At 70.2% G+C, this 17,341-nt stretch carries 17 protein-coding genes; 5 read left to right on the top strand and 12 right to left on the bottom strand.

What is annotated here, in order from left to right; all coding sequences use genetic code 11:
• Nucleotides 1-17: 17 nt before the first annotated feature.
• Nucleotides 18-137 (bottom strand): keywimysin-related RiPP, encoded by a 120-nt coding sequence (locus ACZ4EG_RS07200; protein WP_363294646.1) that lies wholly within the window; start codon nucleotides 135-137, stop codon nucleotides 18-20.
• A gap of 297 nt (nucleotides 138-434) precedes the next feature.
• A complete protein-coding gene (locus tag ACZ4EG_RS07195; RefSeq protein ID WP_467789871.1) occupies nucleotides 435-926 on the bottom strand; it encodes a GntR family transcriptional regulator in 492 nt (163 codons plus the stop codon).
• A gap of 278 nt (nucleotides 927-1,204) precedes the next feature.
• Here ACZ4EG_RS07195 and ACZ4EG_RS07190 point away from each other — a divergent pair, with 278 nt between their 5' ends.
• From ACZ4EG_RS07190 to ACZ4EG_RS07180, 3 genes are all read left to right on the top strand, one after another.
• The gene (locus tag ACZ4EG_RS07190; RefSeq protein ID WP_363294644.1) at nucleotides 1,205-1,657 is read left to right on the top strand and encodes a hypothetical protein; all 453 of its coding nucleotides are present in this window, start codon (nucleotides 1,205-1,207) and stop codon (nucleotides 1,655-1,657) included.
• A 115-nt stretch (nucleotides 1,658-1,772) separates the two neighbouring features.
• Nucleotides 1,773-2,228 carry a regulator component gene (locus ACZ4EG_RS07185; protein ID WP_453556317.1) on the top strand — a complete coding sequence of 152 codons (456 nt, stop codon included), beginning with the start codon at nucleotides 1,773-1,775 and terminating at the stop codon, nucleotides 2,226-2,228.
• Nucleotides 2,221-3,357 carry an MAB_1171c family putative transporter gene (locus tag ACZ4EG_RS07180; protein ID WP_467789870.1) on the top strand — a complete coding sequence of 379 codons (1,137 nt, stop codon included), beginning with the start codon at nucleotides 2,221-2,223 and terminating at the stop codon, nucleotides 3,355-3,357. Before ACZ4EG_RS07185 ends, ACZ4EG_RS07180 begins: the two co-directional genes overlap by 8 nt.
• Nucleotides 3,358-3,562: 205 nt before the next feature.
• Here the strand turns inward: ACZ4EG_RS07180 and ACZ4EG_RS07175 are convergent, their stop codons facing one another.
• From ACZ4EG_RS07175 to ACZ4EG_RS07165, 3 genes are all read right to left on the bottom strand, one after another.
• Nucleotides 3,563-4,369, bottom strand: coding sequence for an SDR family NAD(P)-dependent oxidoreductase (locus ACZ4EG_RS07175; RefSeq protein ID WP_467789869.1), 807 nt, complete (start codon nucleotides 4,367-4,369; stop codon nucleotides 3,563-3,565).
• Nucleotides 4,370-4,459: 90 nt separating this feature from the next.
• Nucleotides 4,460-5,134 carry a response regulator gene (locus tag ACZ4EG_RS07170; protein WP_390707121.1) on the bottom strand — a complete coding sequence of 225 codons (675 nt, stop codon included), beginning with the start codon at nucleotides 5,132-5,134 and terminating at the stop codon, nucleotides 4,460-4,462.
• Nucleotides 5,131-6,237 (bottom strand): sensor histidine kinase, encoded by a 1,107-nt coding sequence (locus ACZ4EG_RS07165; protein ID WP_467789868.1) that lies wholly within the window; start codon nucleotides 6,235-6,237, stop codon nucleotides 5,131-5,133. Before ACZ4EG_RS07165 ends, ACZ4EG_RS07170 begins: the two co-directional genes overlap by 4 nt.
• Before the next feature lie 167 nt (nucleotides 6,238-6,404).
• Here ACZ4EG_RS07165 and ACZ4EG_RS07160 point away from each other — a divergent pair, with 167 nt between their 5' ends.
• Together ACZ4EG_RS07160 and ACZ4EG_RS07155 are read left to right on the top strand one after the other, a co-directional pair.
• Nucleotides 6,405-7,397, top strand: a complete 993-nt coding sequence (locus ACZ4EG_RS07160) for a carboxymuconolactone decarboxylase family protein (protein WP_467789867.1) — start codon at nucleotides 6,405-6,407, stop codon at nucleotides 7,395-7,397.
• Nucleotides 7,398-7,556: 159 nt separating this feature from the next.
• Nucleotides 7,557-8,225 (top strand): hypothetical protein, encoded by a 669-nt coding sequence (locus ACZ4EG_RS07155; protein WP_453556332.1) that lies wholly within the window; start codon nucleotides 7,557-7,559, stop codon nucleotides 8,223-8,225.
• A gap of 27 nt (nucleotides 8,226-8,252) precedes the next feature.
• On the opposite strand, the gene ACZ4EG_RS07150 is transcribed toward ACZ4EG_RS07155, so the two are convergent.
• The 7 genes from ACZ4EG_RS07150 to ACZ4EG_RS07120 all read right to left on the bottom strand — a co-directional run bounded on the left by ACZ4EG_RS07150 (nucleotide 8,253) and on the right by ACZ4EG_RS07120 (nucleotide 17,192).
• Nucleotides 8,253-9,785, bottom strand: coding sequence for an NCS1 family nucleobase:cation symporter-1 (locus tag ACZ4EG_RS07150; RefSeq protein ID WP_467789866.1), 1,533 nt, complete (start codon nucleotides 9,783-9,785; stop codon nucleotides 8,253-8,255).
• Between the two features lie 143 nt (nucleotides 9,786-9,928).
• The gene (locus ACZ4EG_RS07145) at nucleotides 9,929-10,948 is read right to left on the bottom strand and encodes a TIGR03842 family LLM class F420-dependent oxidoreductase (RefSeq protein WP_467789865.1); all 1,020 of its coding nucleotides are present in this window, start codon (nucleotides 10,946-10,948) and stop codon (nucleotides 9,929-9,931) included.
• Nucleotides 10,949-10,959: 11 nt separating this feature from the next.
• Nucleotides 10,960-12,363 (bottom strand): dihydropyrimidinase, encoded by a 1,404-nt coding sequence (hydA, locus tag ACZ4EG_RS07140; RefSeq protein ID WP_467789864.1) that lies wholly within the window; start codon nucleotides 12,361-12,363, stop codon nucleotides 10,960-10,962.
• A 97-nt stretch (nucleotides 12,364-12,460) separates the two neighbouring features.
• On the bottom strand, nucleotides 12,461-13,303 hold the full coding sequence (locus ACZ4EG_RS07135) for a nitrilase-related carbon-nitrogen hydrolase (RefSeq protein ID WP_453556342.1): 843 nt from the start codon (nucleotides 13,301-13,303) through the stop codon (nucleotides 12,461-12,463).
• A 155-nt stretch (nucleotides 13,304-13,458) separates the two neighbouring features.
• Nucleotides 13,459-15,042 carry a PucR family transcriptional regulator gene (locus ACZ4EG_RS07130; RefSeq protein ID WP_453556345.1) on the bottom strand — a complete coding sequence of 528 codons (1,584 nt, stop codon included), beginning with the start codon at nucleotides 15,040-15,042 and terminating at the stop codon, nucleotides 13,459-13,461.
• Nucleotides 15,043-15,069: 27 nt separating this feature from the next.
• Nucleotides 15,070-16,353 (bottom strand): aspartate aminotransferase family protein, encoded by a 1,284-nt coding sequence (locus ACZ4EG_RS07125; protein ID WP_453556347.1) that lies wholly within the window; start codon nucleotides 16,351-16,353, stop codon nucleotides 15,070-15,072.
• Nucleotides 16,350-17,192, bottom strand: coding sequence for a nitrilase-related carbon-nitrogen hydrolase (locus tag ACZ4EG_RS07120; protein WP_467789863.1), 843 nt, complete (start codon nucleotides 17,190-17,192; stop codon nucleotides 16,350-16,352). The genes ACZ4EG_RS07125 and ACZ4EG_RS07120 overlap by 4 nt, the downstream gene beginning before the upstream one ends.
• Nucleotides 17,193-17,341: the final 149 nt, after the last annotated feature.

Raw genomic sequence — 17,341 nt, 5'->3', positions numbered from 1 at the left:
GTTCTCCCAGAGATTTCCTAGGCTGCAAGCGGCAGACGGACCCTGGGCTCATGCGGACCGCGCCGCAGGAATCCGGTGTCCAATCGGAAATCACCGGCAATGAACATCGCCGGCGCCTCATAGATCTTCCGACCCATGCTTGTCACCTCCTTTCCGTAAGGAGTGGAAGCGGTGACTCGATCGGTCGTCCGCTCACCGGTGAATCTAGGCGGAGGCGATTACGACGATCAATGAAGGAACACTCCCGATACGCTGCGTGGCCGCCGGGAAAATCTGCCTGCCCCGGGCTTCGGGACCCGTGGCGACCTGGCCTTTCGACCACGCGCGGCCGAGTCGGAGCGATCCGGTGGCCGGGCGCGAACACCTGGCTTCCATGGCTCCATCCTGACCCTGCGTATTAGCCTTATCGCCACCGCAGTCGACGCGATCGCGCATCACGCGGCGCCGCGGCCGCGCGGCCCGTACGAGCCGTAGGCCGCGGTTCCCCGTCGAATCGGCGCGGCGGGTCCACCCATCGGGGTACGGGTGGCAGGCACCGCGGGAATCCGCTGTACGGCGGCCACGACGGCCGCTCGGGAGATTCCCGAGGCATCGGCACGGTTGACGACATGCCGGAGTTGCTCCGCTATCTCGGCGAGGTCCGCTTTTCCGGCGGAGTGCATCACGACCGTGCCGCGGCCCCGGCCGAAGTCGATCAGTCCTTCCGCGCGTAACATACGCAGCGCCCGCAGGACCGTGTTCTTGTTGGCGCCGTATCTTTTTCCGAGTTCGCCCGCCGAGGGCAGATACTCCCCCTCGGCGTAGACGCCTGCCAGTATCTCCTGCTTCAGTTTCCGCCTTATCCGGGCGTAGAGTGCCGGTCCGGCACCGCTGTCTCCACAGGCCGGGTCGGTGTCGGATTCGCCCGGCTGCCGTGCGGATGTCATTCCTGCGATTCCCCCTTGTGCTTTTCCTTCACCGCAGCGCCACGTCCGCCGGAGGTCAGCCGGCGTGACGTTCGGACTACCGTGCGATTGCGCAAGCAATCGGGACCGTACTGAGCGGATGAAAGCGTGTCAACTGATCCGCTGGCGCCCGCCGATGCTGTCCTTTGGCCTGAATACATTGCCCCGGACGTGTTCAAGGTGGCGGTCGGCGGCTTAGGTTGAAACCACACCCTGTCCGCTGGGGGCAGGAAGCGTTCTCTCGCCCGGGAGTTGGAGACTTGACGAGCAGCGGCAGCGCCGACAGCGGCACGACAGGCCCGTCGTCCCTGGCCCGACGGCTGGAGGACATCGTCAACGCGTACTACCGCGGCAACCGGCCTCCGTACAGCAAGATCGCGGAGGAGATCCGCGAGAGCACGGGGCGTACGTTCTCGGCCACCTACCTCTGGGAACTGGCGACGGGCCGGAAGCGGAACGTGACGCGCGACCATCTTCGGGTCCTGGCAGAGCATTTCGGGGTCACCCCGGACTACTTCACCGACGAGGAGGTCTCCGAGCGGGTGAGACGCCAGATGGAGTTCGCCGTTGCTCTGGGGAACAGCAAGGTGCGCACGCTGGCCTTCCGTGCCGACGGACTGTCGGAAGCGGGGCTGGACGCCCTGCTCGCCGTGGTGAACGCGATGTCCCCGGAGTCCGACCCGGGGGGACGTCCCCACCGTTCCGGCCGATAGGAACACCGCGGAAGCCGAGCGGCAACGACCAGTGAGAGTGACACAGCACGTGCGGCGAACGGGCGAGTATGCCGAGTTACAGCGGCGATGTACGGGGATTCTGCGCGATCTCGCAGTGCCCCGGTCGCTTTCCTTCGACGCGGTCTGCGAGCGGGTGGAAGCACTCAGAGGCCGCCCACTCGTTCTGAAAGAGCTGCCGGAGCAGGCGGCGATCGCCGGTGCCTGCGGTCTCTGGCTGGGTACGGACGACGCCGACTACGTCTTCTACGAGGCCCGGACCGCGCCCCTGCACCGGGAGCACATCATCCTCCACGAGATCGGCCATGTGCTGTGCGACCACCACCGTGGCGCCACGGCCGAGGGCGACGAGCCGATCGCCGGGCTCCTCGGCGGTCTGCAGCCGCATCTCGTCAAACGGCTGATGGCCCGGACCAGTTACACGACCGCCGAGGAGCAGGAGGCCGAGATGATCGCCAGCCTGATACAGAGCGCCGGGACGGCCGGCCGGGCGGGCGGCCGGCTGGGCCGACTCGGCGCGTTCCTGGGAGTGACGGTCGATGTCGGTGAGTGAGCTGGCTGCCCTGGTCGGACTGTGGAGCGTCCTCACCCTGTGGTTCGCCCTGCTCTGGCGGGCCCGGCCCGCGCTGCTCCAGCCACACCAACGGGGGCTGTGGCTCACGGTCCTGGCCGCGACCCTCGCCATCACCCTCTTCCAGCCCAGGGTCGTCGGATGGCTCACCGATGCCGGCGTCGAACTCCACACGGTTTCCCTGGCCCGCAATCTGATCGGCGTCCTCAGCGCCGGGCTGGTCCTGCTCTTCATGGTCGACCCCACCCGGACGCGCCGCCTGCGGCTGTCCGTGACGGTGGGGCTCCCGGCGGCCCTGGCCGCGTTGCTCGTCCTGGACGTGTTGCAGCTCGAACCACGTGCGGGAACGGCGTCCGTGCAGGGGCCTGCCGATCCGGCGTCCGCCTACTGGCTGATCCTCATCGGCGCCCACCTCGTCGGTGACGCCGTCGCACTCGTGGTCTGCTTGCTGTACAGCATGCGCACGGGAGACCGCGATCTCGTGTGGTCGCTGCGGCTGTTCGCGGTGGGAAGCGTCCTCGCCGTCGTCTTCTGGTTCGGTTATCTCTGGCACCTCTACGGCCGCACACCGCGCATGCTCCCCTACCTGTCGGTGATCATCGGGGTCCACGGCTTCTTCCGGGCGGCATCACTGCTGGTCCCCACCGCGACCGCCCTCGTCCGGTCGGCGAACGCCCTGTGGACCACCTGGCGGTTGTGGCCGCTGTGGCGCGACCTGATGACGGCGGTGCCCCACGTCGCCCTCGCCAGACCGCAGCGCACCAGACTGCGGGAGGTGCTGCGGCCGCGCTCCCCACTGGCGCTCCAGGCACACCGGCAGACCATCGAAACCTATGACGCGCTCCTGGATCTGCAGCGATGGATCCGGCCGGACGCCTACGAGACGGCGCACCGGCACGCCCGGCAGGCAGGGGTACGGGAGGACCGCCTCACGTCGGCCGCACTCGCCGGCGCACTGGACCAGGCCCGGCGCGCCAAACTCGCCGGCATACCGCCCGCCGACCCCTGCCCGCTGCCCGGTGTGGTCCATGGCAGCCCGGCGACACTGCTGGGGATCGCCCGGATGTGGCCCAGAACGCCGGAAGTGCTCGCGGGGTCGGACCGACCCTAGCGGGTGTCGTTTGGATCATCCCGGCGTCGCGGGCCCTTGCACGTACTCCCCCAAGCTCTTCGAGCAGGGGGGACCCCCAGCCGCGTTGTCGTCACTCTCCCCCAAGCTCTCGGCTTCGCTCGAGCAGGGGGCACCCCCATGACCCCGCCCGGGGTCGGCCGGACCGCACCCCTCGTCACAGCCGGCCTGATCCGAACGACACCCCCTAGCCGCGTCGGGTGATCCGGAAATCGAAGCCGAGGGTTCCCGGGTCGAGGGCCGTCGCGCCGCCGTCGACGGTGAGCACCGAGCCGTTGACGTACGACGCCGCCGGGGACAGCAACCAGTCGATCACCTCGGCGACTTCACGCGGTTCGCCCGGCCGGCCCATGGGCAGGAGCGCGGTCGCCTCGTCGTAGGCGGCACCCACACCACCCTCAAGGCCCGCTTCCTCCGCGAAACGCGTCATGCGCCGGTCGGCCATCTCGGTGCGTACCCAGCCGGGGCACACGATGTTGGCCCGCACGCCCTGCCGCCCGTAGTCGACGGCGACGGAGCGGCAGAGCTGGAGCAGCGCCGCCTTGGAAGTGGCGTACGGGGCGTTGCTCGTACCGTTGCGCAGCGCGGACACCGAAGCGACGGCGACCACGGCCCCGCCCGCCTCCAGCAGGTGCGGGAGCGCCGCGCGAAGAAGCATCAGCGGGCCGGTGAGGTTGGTGCGCATCACCTCCTCCCAGTCCTCCAACGACAGGTCGCCCACGGCTCCGCCGCGCCCGATGCCCGCGTTGAGCACCAGTCCGTCGAGTCGTCCATGGGCGGCCAGGGCTGCCTGGACGAGACCGTCGGCCGCCTCGGGGTCCCCCACGTCGGACGGATGGGCCAGTACCCCGGTCTCGGCTTCGAGGCGTCGCAGGGGCTCGCTGCGCCGACCGGAGACGACCACGTGGTGGCCGCCCTCGCTCAGCAGCCGGGCCGTCGCCTCCCCGATGCCCGAGCCTCCGCCGGTCACGATGACAACTCGCTTGTCCGTCACTGCTGTTCAGCGCCCTCCTCCGGGATCACAAAGCACGTCCGAGCCTAGATCCCGGTGATCCGTCCCTGACGACTTTGAGACAGCGCGGGGTCAGGTCCGGCCGCGTGCCGTCACCAGGCCCGACTCGTAGGCGAACACCACCAGTTGGGCTCGGTCCCGGGCGCCCAGCTTTGTCATCGCGCGGCTGATGTGGGTCTTCGCGGTGAAGGGGCTGATGACCATGTGGGCGGCGATCTCCTCGTTGCTGAGGCCGCGGGCGGCCAGCGCGGTGACCTCGCGTTCCCGGCGGGTGAGGTGCTCCAGGCCGGGAGCACTGGCGCGGTCCGGCGGACGGGAGACGAACTCGCCGATCAAGGTGCGGGTGATCGACGGGGAGAGCAGGGCCTCGCCACGGGCGACCACCTCGATGGCCTGGAGCAGGTCCGCCGGTTCGGTGTCCTTGAGGAGGAAGCCCCCGGCGCCCGCGCGCAGGGCCTCGAAGACGTACTCGTCGAGGCCGTAGTTGGTGAGGATGATCACCCGGACGGCGGACAGGGCCGGGTCGGCGGCGATGTGCCGGGTCGCCTCGATGCCCGTCATCACCGGCATCTGGACGTCGATCAGGGCGACGTCGGGCACCTGTGCCCGGATCAGCTCCAGGCCCTGGTGTCCGTCGGCCGCCTCGCCCACCACCTCGATGCCCTCCTCGGCGTCCAGGAGGGCCCGGAATCCGGCGCGCATCAGTGCCTGGTCGTCCACCAGGGCCACTCTGATCAGCGGGTTCATCCCGGCTCCCCCAGCGGCAGCCGCGCGCACACCGAGAAGCCGCCCTCCGCGCGCGGGGCGGCGTGCAGGGTGCCACCGAGGGCCGTGACGCGTTCCCGCATGCCCGTGAGACCGGTGCCCGGTGGCGGTGGGCCGGCCGGGTCGCAGTTCTTGCCGTCGTCGTCCACGCGCACCGTCAACTCCCGCTCCCCGTGGTCGAGTCCGACCCGGATCCGGGCCGGTCCGGCGTGCCGTGCCGCGTTGGTGAGGGCCTCCTGGACGATCCGGTACACGGCCCGGTCGACGGCCGTCGGCAGCGGGCGTTCGTCGCCGGTCACCGTCAGGTCGACGGCGAGGCCGGCCGCCCGGGCGCGCTCCACGAGCAGCGCGGGTGTGCCGGTCGGCTCGTCGGTGCGCAGCACCTCCAGCGTGGCGCGCAGCTCGCGCATGGCCTCACCGCTGGCCTCCTGGATGGCGAGCAGCGCGGGCGGCACCTCCTCGCCGCGCTTGCGTGCCAGGTGCACCGCGACGCCCGCCTGGAGTTTCACGATGGAGATGCTGTGGGTGAGCGAGTCGTGCAACTCCCTTGCGATGCGCAGTCGTTCCTCTCCGGCCCGGCGCAGCGCCGCTTCCTCCCTGGTGCGCTCGGCCTCCTGGGCGCGCTGTTCCGTCTGGCGCAGATAGGCCTGCCAGTTGCGGTCGGCCAGGCCCGTCACCACCGCGCACAGGAACCACCCGGTGAGCAGCGCGGCCCGCTCGACGACGGCCCGGGTCCCGGGCTCCGTCGCCACGTACCCGGCGAGGAACACCGCGCCGGCCGCGCCCGCGAGGCCCCGGTGCCCGGCCCGCGCGGCCGTGTGCACGGCGCCCAGGACCGGCAGGGCCGCGAGCGGCCCCGGGTGGGCGTGCAGGACGTACGCCGTGCCGGTCGCCGTCGTCACGGCCAGCACCGCGCGCGGTGCGGCGCGATAGCAGGCCAGAGCCGCGCAACCGACCGCGAGCAGCGCGTAGTCGACGGCCGTCGTGCCCGTGTCGAAGGCGGCCGTGGTCACGACGAGAACCCCGACCACGACCGCGAGGGCCGCGTCGGCGAGACGCCTGCGTGTGACCATTGGCCCGCCCATGTCCGCACCCTAGACGTCCCCGCCGACAGCCGCGTCGGCCCTGTGGACGGAACCCGGACTACTCCCCCGGCAGTAGTCCACGACGCCACCGGGCCCTTCGGGCGCAGCGCAGGCTGTCTTCGGGCGTACGACGACCGGAGCCGCCCCCGCGTTGCACTCTGCTGCCCATGTCCACAGCCTTCCGTTTCACCCAGCCGCCACCGCCCAGGTCCGCCACCGGCCGCGTCGCCGAGGTGTACGCGCAACTCGCCCTGGACTTCGGCATCGACAAACCGGTCACCTTCGTCGCCCTGTCCTCCGCACCCGAACTCCTCGCCCCGGCCTGGGCGCTGTTGCGCGAGTCGCTCATCGCCGGTCCCGGCAGCCGTACCGGCAAGGAGCTGGCCGCCCTCGGGGTGTCGCTCGCCAACCGGTGCCCCTTCTGCGTGGACGCGCACACCGTGCTGCTGCACGCCACCGGAGACCACGCGCTCGCCGAGCAACTGGCGCGCGGGCGGACACCGGAGAACGAGGAGCACGCGCGCGTGCTGGACTGGGGGCAGCGCACCCGTGTCCCGGGCGCCGACCTGGAGCCGTTCCCGTTCCCGCGCGAGCACGCCCCCGCCTATCTGGGCACGGCGCTGGCGTTCCACTTCATCAATCGCATCGTGTCGGCCCTGCTGACCGAGAATCTGCTCCCGGCCGGCGCCCAACGGCTGCGCCCGGTACGGAGCCTGGCGGGCCGCACGATGGCCAGGACCGTGCGCCGCACCGCCCGTCCCGGTGCCGCGCTCCCGCTGCTCGACGACCCCGGCCCCGGCCCCGACTGGGCGGCGGGGACGGCCGTGGGCCCCGCCTACTCCGCCCTGCGCACGGCCGCCGCCGCGGGCGCGGGCCTCCTCGACGCCGAGGACCGGGCCCTCGTACGCGACACCGTGCGCGTCTGGGACGGCTCGCACCCACCGCTCGCCTGGCCCGCCCTGCCCGACCGTGCCGAGCGTCCGGCCGCACGCCTGGCGCTGCTTGCGGCCCTGGCGCCGTACCGGGTCACGGGCGAGGACGTGGCGGCCTGGCGCCGTCCGGAGCACACCGACCACTGTCTGGTGCATCTCGTCGCATATGGCGCGTTCGCCGCCGTCGACCGCATCGAAAGCGCCCTCGCTCTCGAACGCCGCCCATGAACTCGCCGACGCCGGGTCACCCGGCCCGTCAACACTCCAGCGTCACCACGCAGGCACGGAGCGAGTTTTCACTACCGCCTCACAGAGAGTCGTGTGACACTGGCGTCCCGTCCGCAGTGTGGACTCCCTCCGCCCCCCTCCCCCACGAGAAGTGCGCCCGTGCGTGATCTTCCTCTGCCGCTCGCTCTGACCGCACGTCTGTCGCCGGTCGCCGTGCTCGCCACGGCAGGCTGGGCGCTGGCGTCCGGTCCGTTCGCCGCGACACCGGCGGCCGAGCACCGGTCGGACCAGAAGACGGCCACCCAGTCGCCCACCGCCCCGTCGTCGAAGGCGGTGTCGAAGAGCTTCGCCGGGGCGCCCGCGCCCTGCACCAGCGTGGCGGTCAAGACCATCAACTCCCTGGTGCCGGGGGCCAAGACGGCCGGCAAGGAGATCCCGTCGACGGACACGAAGCTGCGCCGCACCTGCTCCTGGAACGCGCTCAAGGGGTACGACTACCGCTGGCTCGATGTCTCCTACGAGATAGCCGACTCCGACGAAATAGCACAGAAGCAGTACAAGAATCGCATCGGGGAGAAAAGCGGCGGAGGGGATGTTCCGGGCCTGGGCGACTCGGCCTACTCCGTGGTGAACGTGACCACGGAGGACAAACAGCAGACGCGCGAGGGCGTGGTGATCGCCCGTGTCTCCAACGCGCTCGTCGTCGTCACGTACAACGGCAGTGACTTCGAGACGAAGAAGGCACCCGACTCGGACGTGATCAACAAGGGCGCCATCAAGGCCGCCAAGGACGCGGTCGCGGCACTGGAGGGCGGCCAGAAGAACTGACCGCCCTCCGCGCCGGAGCGTTCGCCGTCAGCCGGCGGCCTCCTCCTTCCGGCCGCCGGTCAGCAGCATCAGCGTCAGATACAGCACGAGTGACGTGCCAAGACCGACCGCCCAGCCGTAGTCGGCCAGGGAGGAGAGCGCCGGAATGGGTCTGCCGTCGATCAGCGGCTTGAAACTGGCGCCGCCGACGGCCAGCACACCGCCGGCCAGGAAGGCCGCGACCGCGCGCCAGTTCCAGCCGCCCGCGTACCAGTAGCGCCCACCGGAGCGGTACAGGTCGGTGAGGTCGAGGCGGGTGCGGCGCAGGATCCAGTAGTCGGCGATGAGGATGCCCGCTACCGTGCCGAGCAGACCGCCGACCAGCCCGAGCCAGGTGAAGATGTAGCCCTGCGGGTCGGAGTACAGCTTCCAGGGGAAGATCAGCACACCGAGGACACAGGTGGCGAGGGCTCCGGTGCGGAAACTGATCCTCCGGGGCGCGATGTTGGAGAAGTCGAACGCGGGCGAGACCAGGTTGGCCGCGATGTTCACGGACAGCGTCGCCACCAGGACGGTGACCAGGGCGTACAGCAGACCCACCACGTTGTCGGTCTTGGCGGCCAGCTGGACCGGGTCCCACACCGGCTTGCCGTACACGGCCTGCGAACCGGACGTGACCAGCACGGAGAGGAAGGCGAACAGGGTCATCGTCGTCGGCAGACCGAGGGCCTGACCCCACGTCTGCGCCTTCTGGCTCTTGCCGTAACGGGTGAAGTCCGGGATGTTCAGGGACAGCGTGGACCAGAAGCCGATCATGCCCATCAGGGAGGGCCAGAACAGCTTCCAGAAGTCCCCGCCCCAGCCGAGCTGGGAGGGCTGGTCGAAGAGGGGTCCGACGCCGCCCGCCTTGTCGCTCATCCAGACCAGCATCACGAACGCGCCGACCAGCACGAAGGGCGCGGCCCAGTTCTCGAAGCGGCGGATCGTCTCCATGCCCCGGTAGATGATCGCGACCTGGATCACCCAGAAGATCGCGAACGACAGCCACATGGTCCAGGCGTAGCCGCCGATCGTCGAGGCGCCCGTCCAGCTGTCGCCGATCAGCTTCCCGGCCAGGAAGTAGATGGCCTCGCCGCCGATCCAGGTCTGGATGCCGAACCAGCCGCACGCCACCAACGCCCGTACGACGGCGGGGAGGTTGGCGCCGCGGACGCCGAAGCTGGCGCGGGCGAAGACCGGGAAGGGGATGCCGTACTTCGGGCCCGCGTGCCCGGTCAGCAGCATCGGGACCAGCACGATCACATTGGCCAGCGCGATGGTGAACACGGCCTGCTTCCAGTCCATGCCCACCGCGATGAGCCCGGAGGCCAGGGTCCAGGAGGCCGTGTTGTGGGCCATGCCGACCCACAGCGCGGAGAAGTTGTACGTGGTCCAGGTGCGCCGCGAGACGGGGACCGGGAGCAGGTCCTCGTTGGCGTACGGGCCGCTGGGCTGCGGCGCACCGGGGGCTATCTCCACCCGGCCGTCGGCGAGGGTGACTTGAGCGGTCAACGGTATCGCTGTGGGAGCGGTATCGGTCATGGGCAGGCCAATCGGAGGAGGTGGGACGGGAGAGGCCGTGCGGGTCCGAGGGGGGTGCGCGCCCGATGACACAGGAACAGGGAGCGCCCTTGGCCCCCTTCCCCGGAGAGCGGGAAGGGGGAGATCGCGGGGAAGGGGGACGGTCAGCCGTTGAGGGCCGGGATCACCTGCGCGCCGTAGGCGTCGATGGTGGTTTCCTGTGCGTCGTGCATGTCGTACACCGCGAACTGGTCGACGCCCAGCTCGCGCAGTGCCTCAAGCTTCTCGATGTGCTTCCCGGCCGGCCCGATGAGGCAGAACCGGTCGACGATCTCGTCGGGCACGAACTCCGTGTCGGGGTTGTCGCTGCGCCCGTGGTGCGCGTAGTCGTACCCCTCGCGTGACTTGATGTAGTCGGTGAGTTCGTCGGGCACCTGGGCGGAGTGCTCGCCGTACTTGGAGACCAGGTCGGCCACGTGGTTGCCGACCATTCCGCCGAACCAGCGGCACTGGTCGCGGGCGTGGGCGAGCGCCTCGGGCGAGTCGTCCTCGGTGACGTACGCGGGGGCGGCGACGCAGATCCTCACCTCGGACGGGTCGCGTCCGGCGGCCACCGCCGCGTCCTTCACGGCCTTGACCATGTACTCGGTCAGATAGAGGTCCGCCAGCTGGAGGATGAAGCCGTCGGCCTCCTCACCGGTCATCTTCAGCGCCTTGGGGCCGTACGCGGCCATCCACACGGGGACTTCGGCGCCCGGCTTGATCCACGGGAACCTCACCACCGCGCCGCCGAGGTCGGCCTCGTCGCCGCGGCCCAGCGCGCGGATGACCTTCATGGCCTCGCTGATCCGGGCCAGGGTGTTGGGCTTGCGGCCCGCGACCCGCATCGCCGAGTCGCCGCGGCCGATGCCGCACACCGTGCGGTTGCCGAACATGTCGTTGAGCGTGGCGAAGGTGGAGGCGGTGACCTCCCAGGTGCGGGTGCCCGGGTTGGTGACCATCGGGCCGACCGTCAGCTTCGAGGTGTTCGAGAGGATCTGGCTGTAGATCACGAACGGCTCCTGCCACAGCACGGCGGAGTCGAAGGTCCAGCCGTAGGTGAAGCCGTTGCGCTCGGCCCGCTGCATCAGGCTGATGACACGGGAGGCCGGCGGGTCGGTCTGCAGGACGAGTCCGAAGTCCATGGGCGCCACTCCTAGTTGAGGTACTGACAGGTGGAGCGGGGCGTGTAGACGCCGTGACCGGCGTGTCCGGTGTACTCCCGCTCGGTGATGACGAGTTCGCCGCGCGAGAGCACGGTCTCCACGCGGCCGGTGAGGCGCCTGCCCTCGTAGGCCGAGTAGTCGACGTTCATGTGGTGCGTCTCGGCGGACACGATCTGCTCGGCGTGCGGGTCGTAGATGACGATGTCGGCGTCGGCGCCCGGGGCGATGGTGCCCTTCTTGGGGTACATGCCGAACATACGGGCCGGGGTGGCGCAGGCGATCTCGATCCAGCGGCGGCGGGAGATGTGCCCGTCGACGACGGCCTGGTGGAGCAGGTCCATGCGGTTCTCGACGCCCGGAAGGCCGTTGGGGATCTTGGAGAAGTCGCCGCGGCCGAGCTCCTTCTGGCCCACGAAGCAGAAGGGGCAGTGGTCGGTGGAGACCACCTGCAGGTCGTTGGTCCTGAGGCCCTTCCAGAGCTGGGCCTGGTGCTCCTTGGGCCGCAGCGGGGTGCTGCACACGTACTTGGCGCCCTCGAAGTCGGGCTCGGCCAGGTTGTCCGTCGACAGGAACAGATACTGCGGACAGGTCTCACCGAAGACGTTCAGCCCCTCGTCACGCGCCCGGGCCAGTTCGGCGACCGCCTCCGTCGCCGAGACGTGGACGACGTACAGGGGCGCGCCGGCGACCTGGGCGAGCCGGATCGCACGGTGGGTGGCCTCCGCCTCCAGGAGGGCCTTGCGCACCTCGCCGTGGTAGCGCGGGTCGGTCTCGCCGCGCGCCAGGGCCTGTTCGACCAGGACGTCGATCGCGATGCCGTTCTCCGCGTGCATCATGATCAGGCCGCCGTTGTCGGCGGAGCGCTGCATGGCGCGCAGGATCTGGCCGTCGTCGCTGTAGAAGACGCCGGGGTAGGCCATGAACTGCTTGAAGGAGGTGACGCCCTCCTCGACCAGCAGGTCCATCTCCTTGAGCGTCTCCTGGTTCACGTCGGAGACGATCATGTGGAAGCCGTAGTCGATCGCGCAGTTGCCCTCGGCCTTGGCGTGCCAGGTGTCGAGGCCCTCGCGCAGGGTGTGGCCGACGCTCTGCACGGCGAAGTCGACGATCGTGGTCGTACCGCCCCAGGCGGCCGCCCGGGTGCCGGTCTCGAAGGTGTCGGAGGCGAAGGTGCCGCCGAACGGCAGCTCCATGTGGGTGTGGGCGTCGACCCCGCCCGGGATCACGTACTTCCCGGTCGCGTCGATGACCCGGTCGGCGGTGAAGGCCTCGGCGGCCGGGGTGCCGGAGGCGGCGAGGGCGGCGATACGGCCGTCCTCGATCAGGACGTCGGCGTGGATCTCGTCGGACGCGGTGATGACGAGACCGTCGCGGATGACGGTACGGCTGCTCATTCTCCCTCTCCTACCGTGTTCAACACTGGTGTGGTGCAGGTCGGTCGGTGCCGCCGGTCCGGCCCCCGTGCACCGGACCGGCGGACGTGCCGGCCGGTTACGGAGCGGTCAGCGGGCCGTACGCGTCCGGACGGCGGTCCCGGTAGAACTGCCAGCGGTCGCGGACCTCGCGGAGTTTGGCCAGGTCCAGGTCGCGGACGACGAGTTCGGTCTCCTTGTCGCTCGCCACCTCGCCGACGAACTGGGCCTCCGGGTCGACGAAGTAGGTCGTGCCGTAGAAGTCGTTGTCGCCCAGGTCCTCCACACCGACCCGGTTGATCGCACCGACGAAGTACTCGTTGGCGACGGCCGCCGCCGGCTGCTCCAGCTGCCACAGATAGCGGGAGAGTCCGCGCGAGGTGGCCGACGGGTTGAACACGATCTCGGCGCCCGCGAGGCCCAGGGCGCGCCAGCCCTCCGGGAAGTGGCGGTCGTAGCAGATGTAGACGCCGATCCGGCCGACGGCGGTGTCGAAGACGGGCCAGCCGCTGTTGCCGGGACGGAAGTAGAACTTCTCCCAGAAGCCGGGGACCTGCGGGATGTGGTGCTTGCGGTACTTGCCGAGGTACGAGCCGTCCGCGTCGATCACGGCCGCGGTGTTGTAGAGGACGCCCGGCTGCTCCTCCTCGTACATGGGCAGGACGAGGACGATGCCCAGTTCCCTGGCCAGTGCCTGGAAGCGCTTGACGATCGGCCCGTCGGGGATCCCCTCGGCGTACTCGTAGAAGGCCTTGTCCTGCACCTGGCAGAAGTACGGTCCGTAGAACAGCTCCTGGAAGCACAGGACCTGAGCACCCTGCGCGGCCGCGTCGCGGGCCGCCTGCTCGTGTACCTGGATCATCGATTCCTTGTCGCCGGTCCAGGCGGTCTGGAAGAGGGCGGCACGGATCACTCTGCTCATCGGGACCTCCGGTCGCTCGGTGTGCGAGGAGCCTAGAAAGTCCGAAAGCAGGCTTTGAGTTGCAGCGTGTCACGTCTGCGGGCGTTCGGCGTGTCACGGTGTCACGACTTCGTCGCCCCATGTTTCACCGCCGTTTTCCCAGGTCATCGTTTGTTTCAGCCCTGTTGCGCATCATGCGCGAGCAGCGCGATGTGCACCGACGCCGCCTGCTCGAAGTCGTCGAGGTCGACGCCCAGCCGCGTCTGTATCGCCTCCAGCCGCCGGTAGAGCGCGGGCCGGGAGACATGGTGGAGCTGGGCGGTGCGGGACTTGTTGCGGCCCGTGGCGAGGTACGTCCGCAGCACGTCGAGCAGATCCTGGCCGGGATCGCACAGCAGCCCGTCCAGCTCCCGCTCCGCGAAGGACTGCACATGCGGGTCGTCGCGCAGCAGCCGGACCAGACCGCGCAGATGGACGTCCTTGAGGCGTACGACGACCGGAAGGTCCAGGACGTCCGAGGAGTCGGCGACGGCGTCGGCGACATGCTGGGCCTCGCGCAGCCCGGCGGGGACGTCGTCCCAGACGGTGCGCGGGCCGGCCGCGGCGACGACCGTACGGGCCTGATCGGCCTCGGTGCGCAGCCGCGCCGCGAAGTGCGCCGCGAGGGCCTGGGCGTCCTGGTCCCGGGCGAGGCTGAGCAGCACGGCGGTGGCACCGTCGGCGAGTTCGGCGACGAGCCCCGGAAGCCCCAGCATCCGCAGCACACGGTCGAGTTGGGCGGGTTCACAGTCCCGTACGACCAGGGGCACGAAGGCCCGCCGGTTGACCGGCAGTCCGGCGGCCCGGGCCCGGGGCAGCAGTTGCCGGGCCGGTACGACACCGGAGACCAGGTCGGTCAGCAGGCTCTGCGCCGACTGCTCCTCCCAGGTGTGGGCGGAGCCGTCGCCGAGCATGCGGTGCAGGACGAGCGCCTCGGCGGCCCGGTCGGCGAGCAGCCGCCCGGTCGCCGTGTCGCCCCGGTACCCGCACAGCACGATCCACCCCCAGCGTTCCCCGCGTCCGCCCAGCTCGGCCCGGATCCAGCCGTCACCCTCGCTGCCGCCCGCCTGCCGGGCGATGCGCTCCCAGTCGCGCAGCACGTCGTCCACCGCGGACCGCTCGCCCGCGGTGGCCAGGACGCGATGGGCGAGGTTGGTGGCGACGACGGGACAGCCGCTGTGCTGGGCCACCTCGTCGAGCAGGTGCTGCAGCGGGGCGCCCGCGGTGATGAGCCCGGTCAGGGCCGTCCGTACGGACTCCGAGAGGCTGACGGCCGCGAACTTCCGGCGAACCAGCCGGGACTGGACCTCCTCCGTCAGCTCGGCGAAGGGGAAGGGCCGGTGCAGGACGATCATGGGCAGCCCGCACCGCTCGGCGGCCCGGCGCATCACGTCAGGCGGGGCCGGAAACGCCCGGCCGAGGCCCAGCACCACGGCCGCGGCCTCCGCGCGGTGCAGCGACTGGATGTACTCGGCCTGCTTGGCCTCGTCACCGGCGAGCAGCACCCCGGTGGTGAGCACCATCTCGCCACCGGTGAGCATCACACCGACGTCGGCGGCCTCGGCCACGTGCACCCAGCGCACGAGCCGGTCCAGCTGACCGGCGCCGGCCACCACCTCGGGCTCTCCGGCCAGTACCCGTTCCAGGCCGAGGACCTGACGGACCGACAGGGCGGGTTCGGGTGCCTCTGCGATTCCCCAGGGCTCCAAGGTGGTGGTCATGCCGGTCTTCCCTTGTCCAGGTCGGGGCTAGAAGGTGCTCCTCAGAGCGCGTTCGAGGATCGTGGCGCCCTCCTCGGCCTCCGCGACGGTCAGCGACAGCGGCGGTGCGATGCGCAGCGCGCTGGTGTTGTGCCCGCCGCCCTTGCCGATGAGCAGCCCGCCCTCACGGGCCGCCTCCAGGACCGCGGAGGCGGCCCGCGGGTCGGCCTCGTCGGTACCCGGCCGCACCAGCTCGACGCCGATCATCAGCCCTCGTCCGCGCACCTCCCGTACGCCGGGGAGCTGCGCGGCGACGCCCCGCAGCCGCTCGATGAGCAGTCCGCCGACGCGCCGGGCGTTGCCCTGGAGGTCGTGTTCCAGGAGGTAGTTGAGGTTGGCGAGCCCCGCGGCCATGGTGATCTGGGTGCCACCGAAGGTGGAAATGCTGTTGGAGTCGAGGCAGTTCATGATCTCGGCGCGGGCGACGACCCCGCCGATGGAAGCGCCGTTGCCGATGCCCTTGGCGAAGGTGAGCATGTCCGGCGGCCCGCTCCGGCCGTGTGCCTGCCAGCCCCAGAAGTGCTCACCGGTGCGCCCCCAGCCGGTCTGCACCTCGTCGGCGATCCACAGGATGCCCTGCTCCTGGAGCACCTGCCGGAAGGCCGCGTAGAGCCCGTCGGGCGGCGAGGTGAAGCCGCCGACGCCCTGGATGGGCTCGGCGATCAGCGCCGCCGGCGGACGGGTGTGGCCGAGGAGGTCCCTGAGGTCCGCCACACAGGCCGCGATGAACTCGGGGTCGCTCAGCTCGGCGAACGGGCCGCGCGTGCGCACGCCTCCGTGGACGTACAGCGTCTGGAGCGGGGACAGCGAGGTCGGGGACCAGCCGCGGTTGCCGGTGATGCCGACCGCGCTGAAGGAGCGGCCGTGGTAGCTGTTGCGCATCGCCAGGATCGTGTTGCTCCGCCGGTGGGTGGTGGCGAGCAGCAGTGCGGTGTCGTTGGCTTCGGTGCCGGAGGTGGTGAAGAAGACGCGGGGGTTCGGGATTCCGCTCAACTGGGCGATGCGCTCGGCGAGTTCGACCATCGGCCGGTTGAGGTAGAGGGTCGAGGAGTGCAGGATCCGCCCGGCCTGCTCGCTCACCGCCTTGGTCACTTCGGGCAGTGCGTGCGCGGTCATCGTGGTGAGGATGCCGCCGAAGAAGTCGAGGTACCGGTTGCCGTCGGCGTCCCAGACGTACCGGCCCTCGCCGTGGGTGAGTTCGAGCGGGTCCTCGTAGTAGAGGGCGAGCCAGTCGGGGAGGACGTTGCGATGGCGGTCGTAGAGGTCGCTCATGGCCGCACCAGCCCTTCGTACGCGTCGGGGCGCCGGTCGCGGTAGAACGCCCACTGCTGCCGGACTTCCTCGATCAGGTCGAAGTCGAGGTCGCGGACGAGGAGTTCCTCCGCCTTGTCGCTGGCGGTCTCGCCCACGAACTGCCCGCGCGGGTCGACGAAGTAGCTCGTGCCGTAGAAGTCGTTGTCCCCGTACTCCTCCTGCCCGACCCGGTTGATCGCGGCGACGAAGTACTCGTTGGCGACGGCGGCCGCGGGCTGCTCCAGCTGCCACAGGTAGGCGGACAGACCGCGGGAGGTGGCGGACGGGTTGTAGACCAACTGCGCGCCGTTGAGGCCGAGTTGCCGCCAGCCCTCCGGGAAGTGCCGGTCGTAGCAGATATAGACGCCGACCTTGCCCACGGCGGTGTCGAAGACGGGCCAGCCGACGTTGCCCGGCTTGAAGTAGTACTTCTCCCAGAATCCCTTGACCTGCGGGATGTGGTGCTTGCGGTACTTGCCGAGGACGGTTCCGTCGGCGTCGATCACGGCGGCGGTGTTGTAGTAGAAGCCGGACTGCTCGACCTCGAAGACGGGGACCACGATCACCATGCCGGTCTCGCGGGCGAGCTCCCGCATACGGCGCACGGTCGGGCCGTCGGGCACCCGCTCGGCCCAGCGGTAGTGCTCCGGCTCCTGGACCTGGCAGAAGTAGGGGGCGTTGAAGACTTCCTGGAATCCGATGATCTTCGCACCCCGGCGGGCCGCCTCGCGGGCGTGCTCCTCGTGTTTCGCCACCATGGACTCGGTGTCGCCGGTCCAGGTGGCCTGGACCAGGGCGGCACGTACGACGTTGGCCATGAGCTGCTCCTTCGGCGGGTCGTCAGAGCCTCTACGCCCGTAGACGCAGGCCGTAGAGGGACGAACGTAAGCCTCGGGGAGAGCCTTGCCAAGACCATTGCCGTTAACCCGCGGAGTCGATCACGTTTCACACTCCAGCGGGTGAGTCG

The organism is Streptomyces sp. NPDC025638 (assembly GCF_055558775.1).
This window is presented reverse-complemented; position numbering and strand designations above follow the sequence as displayed.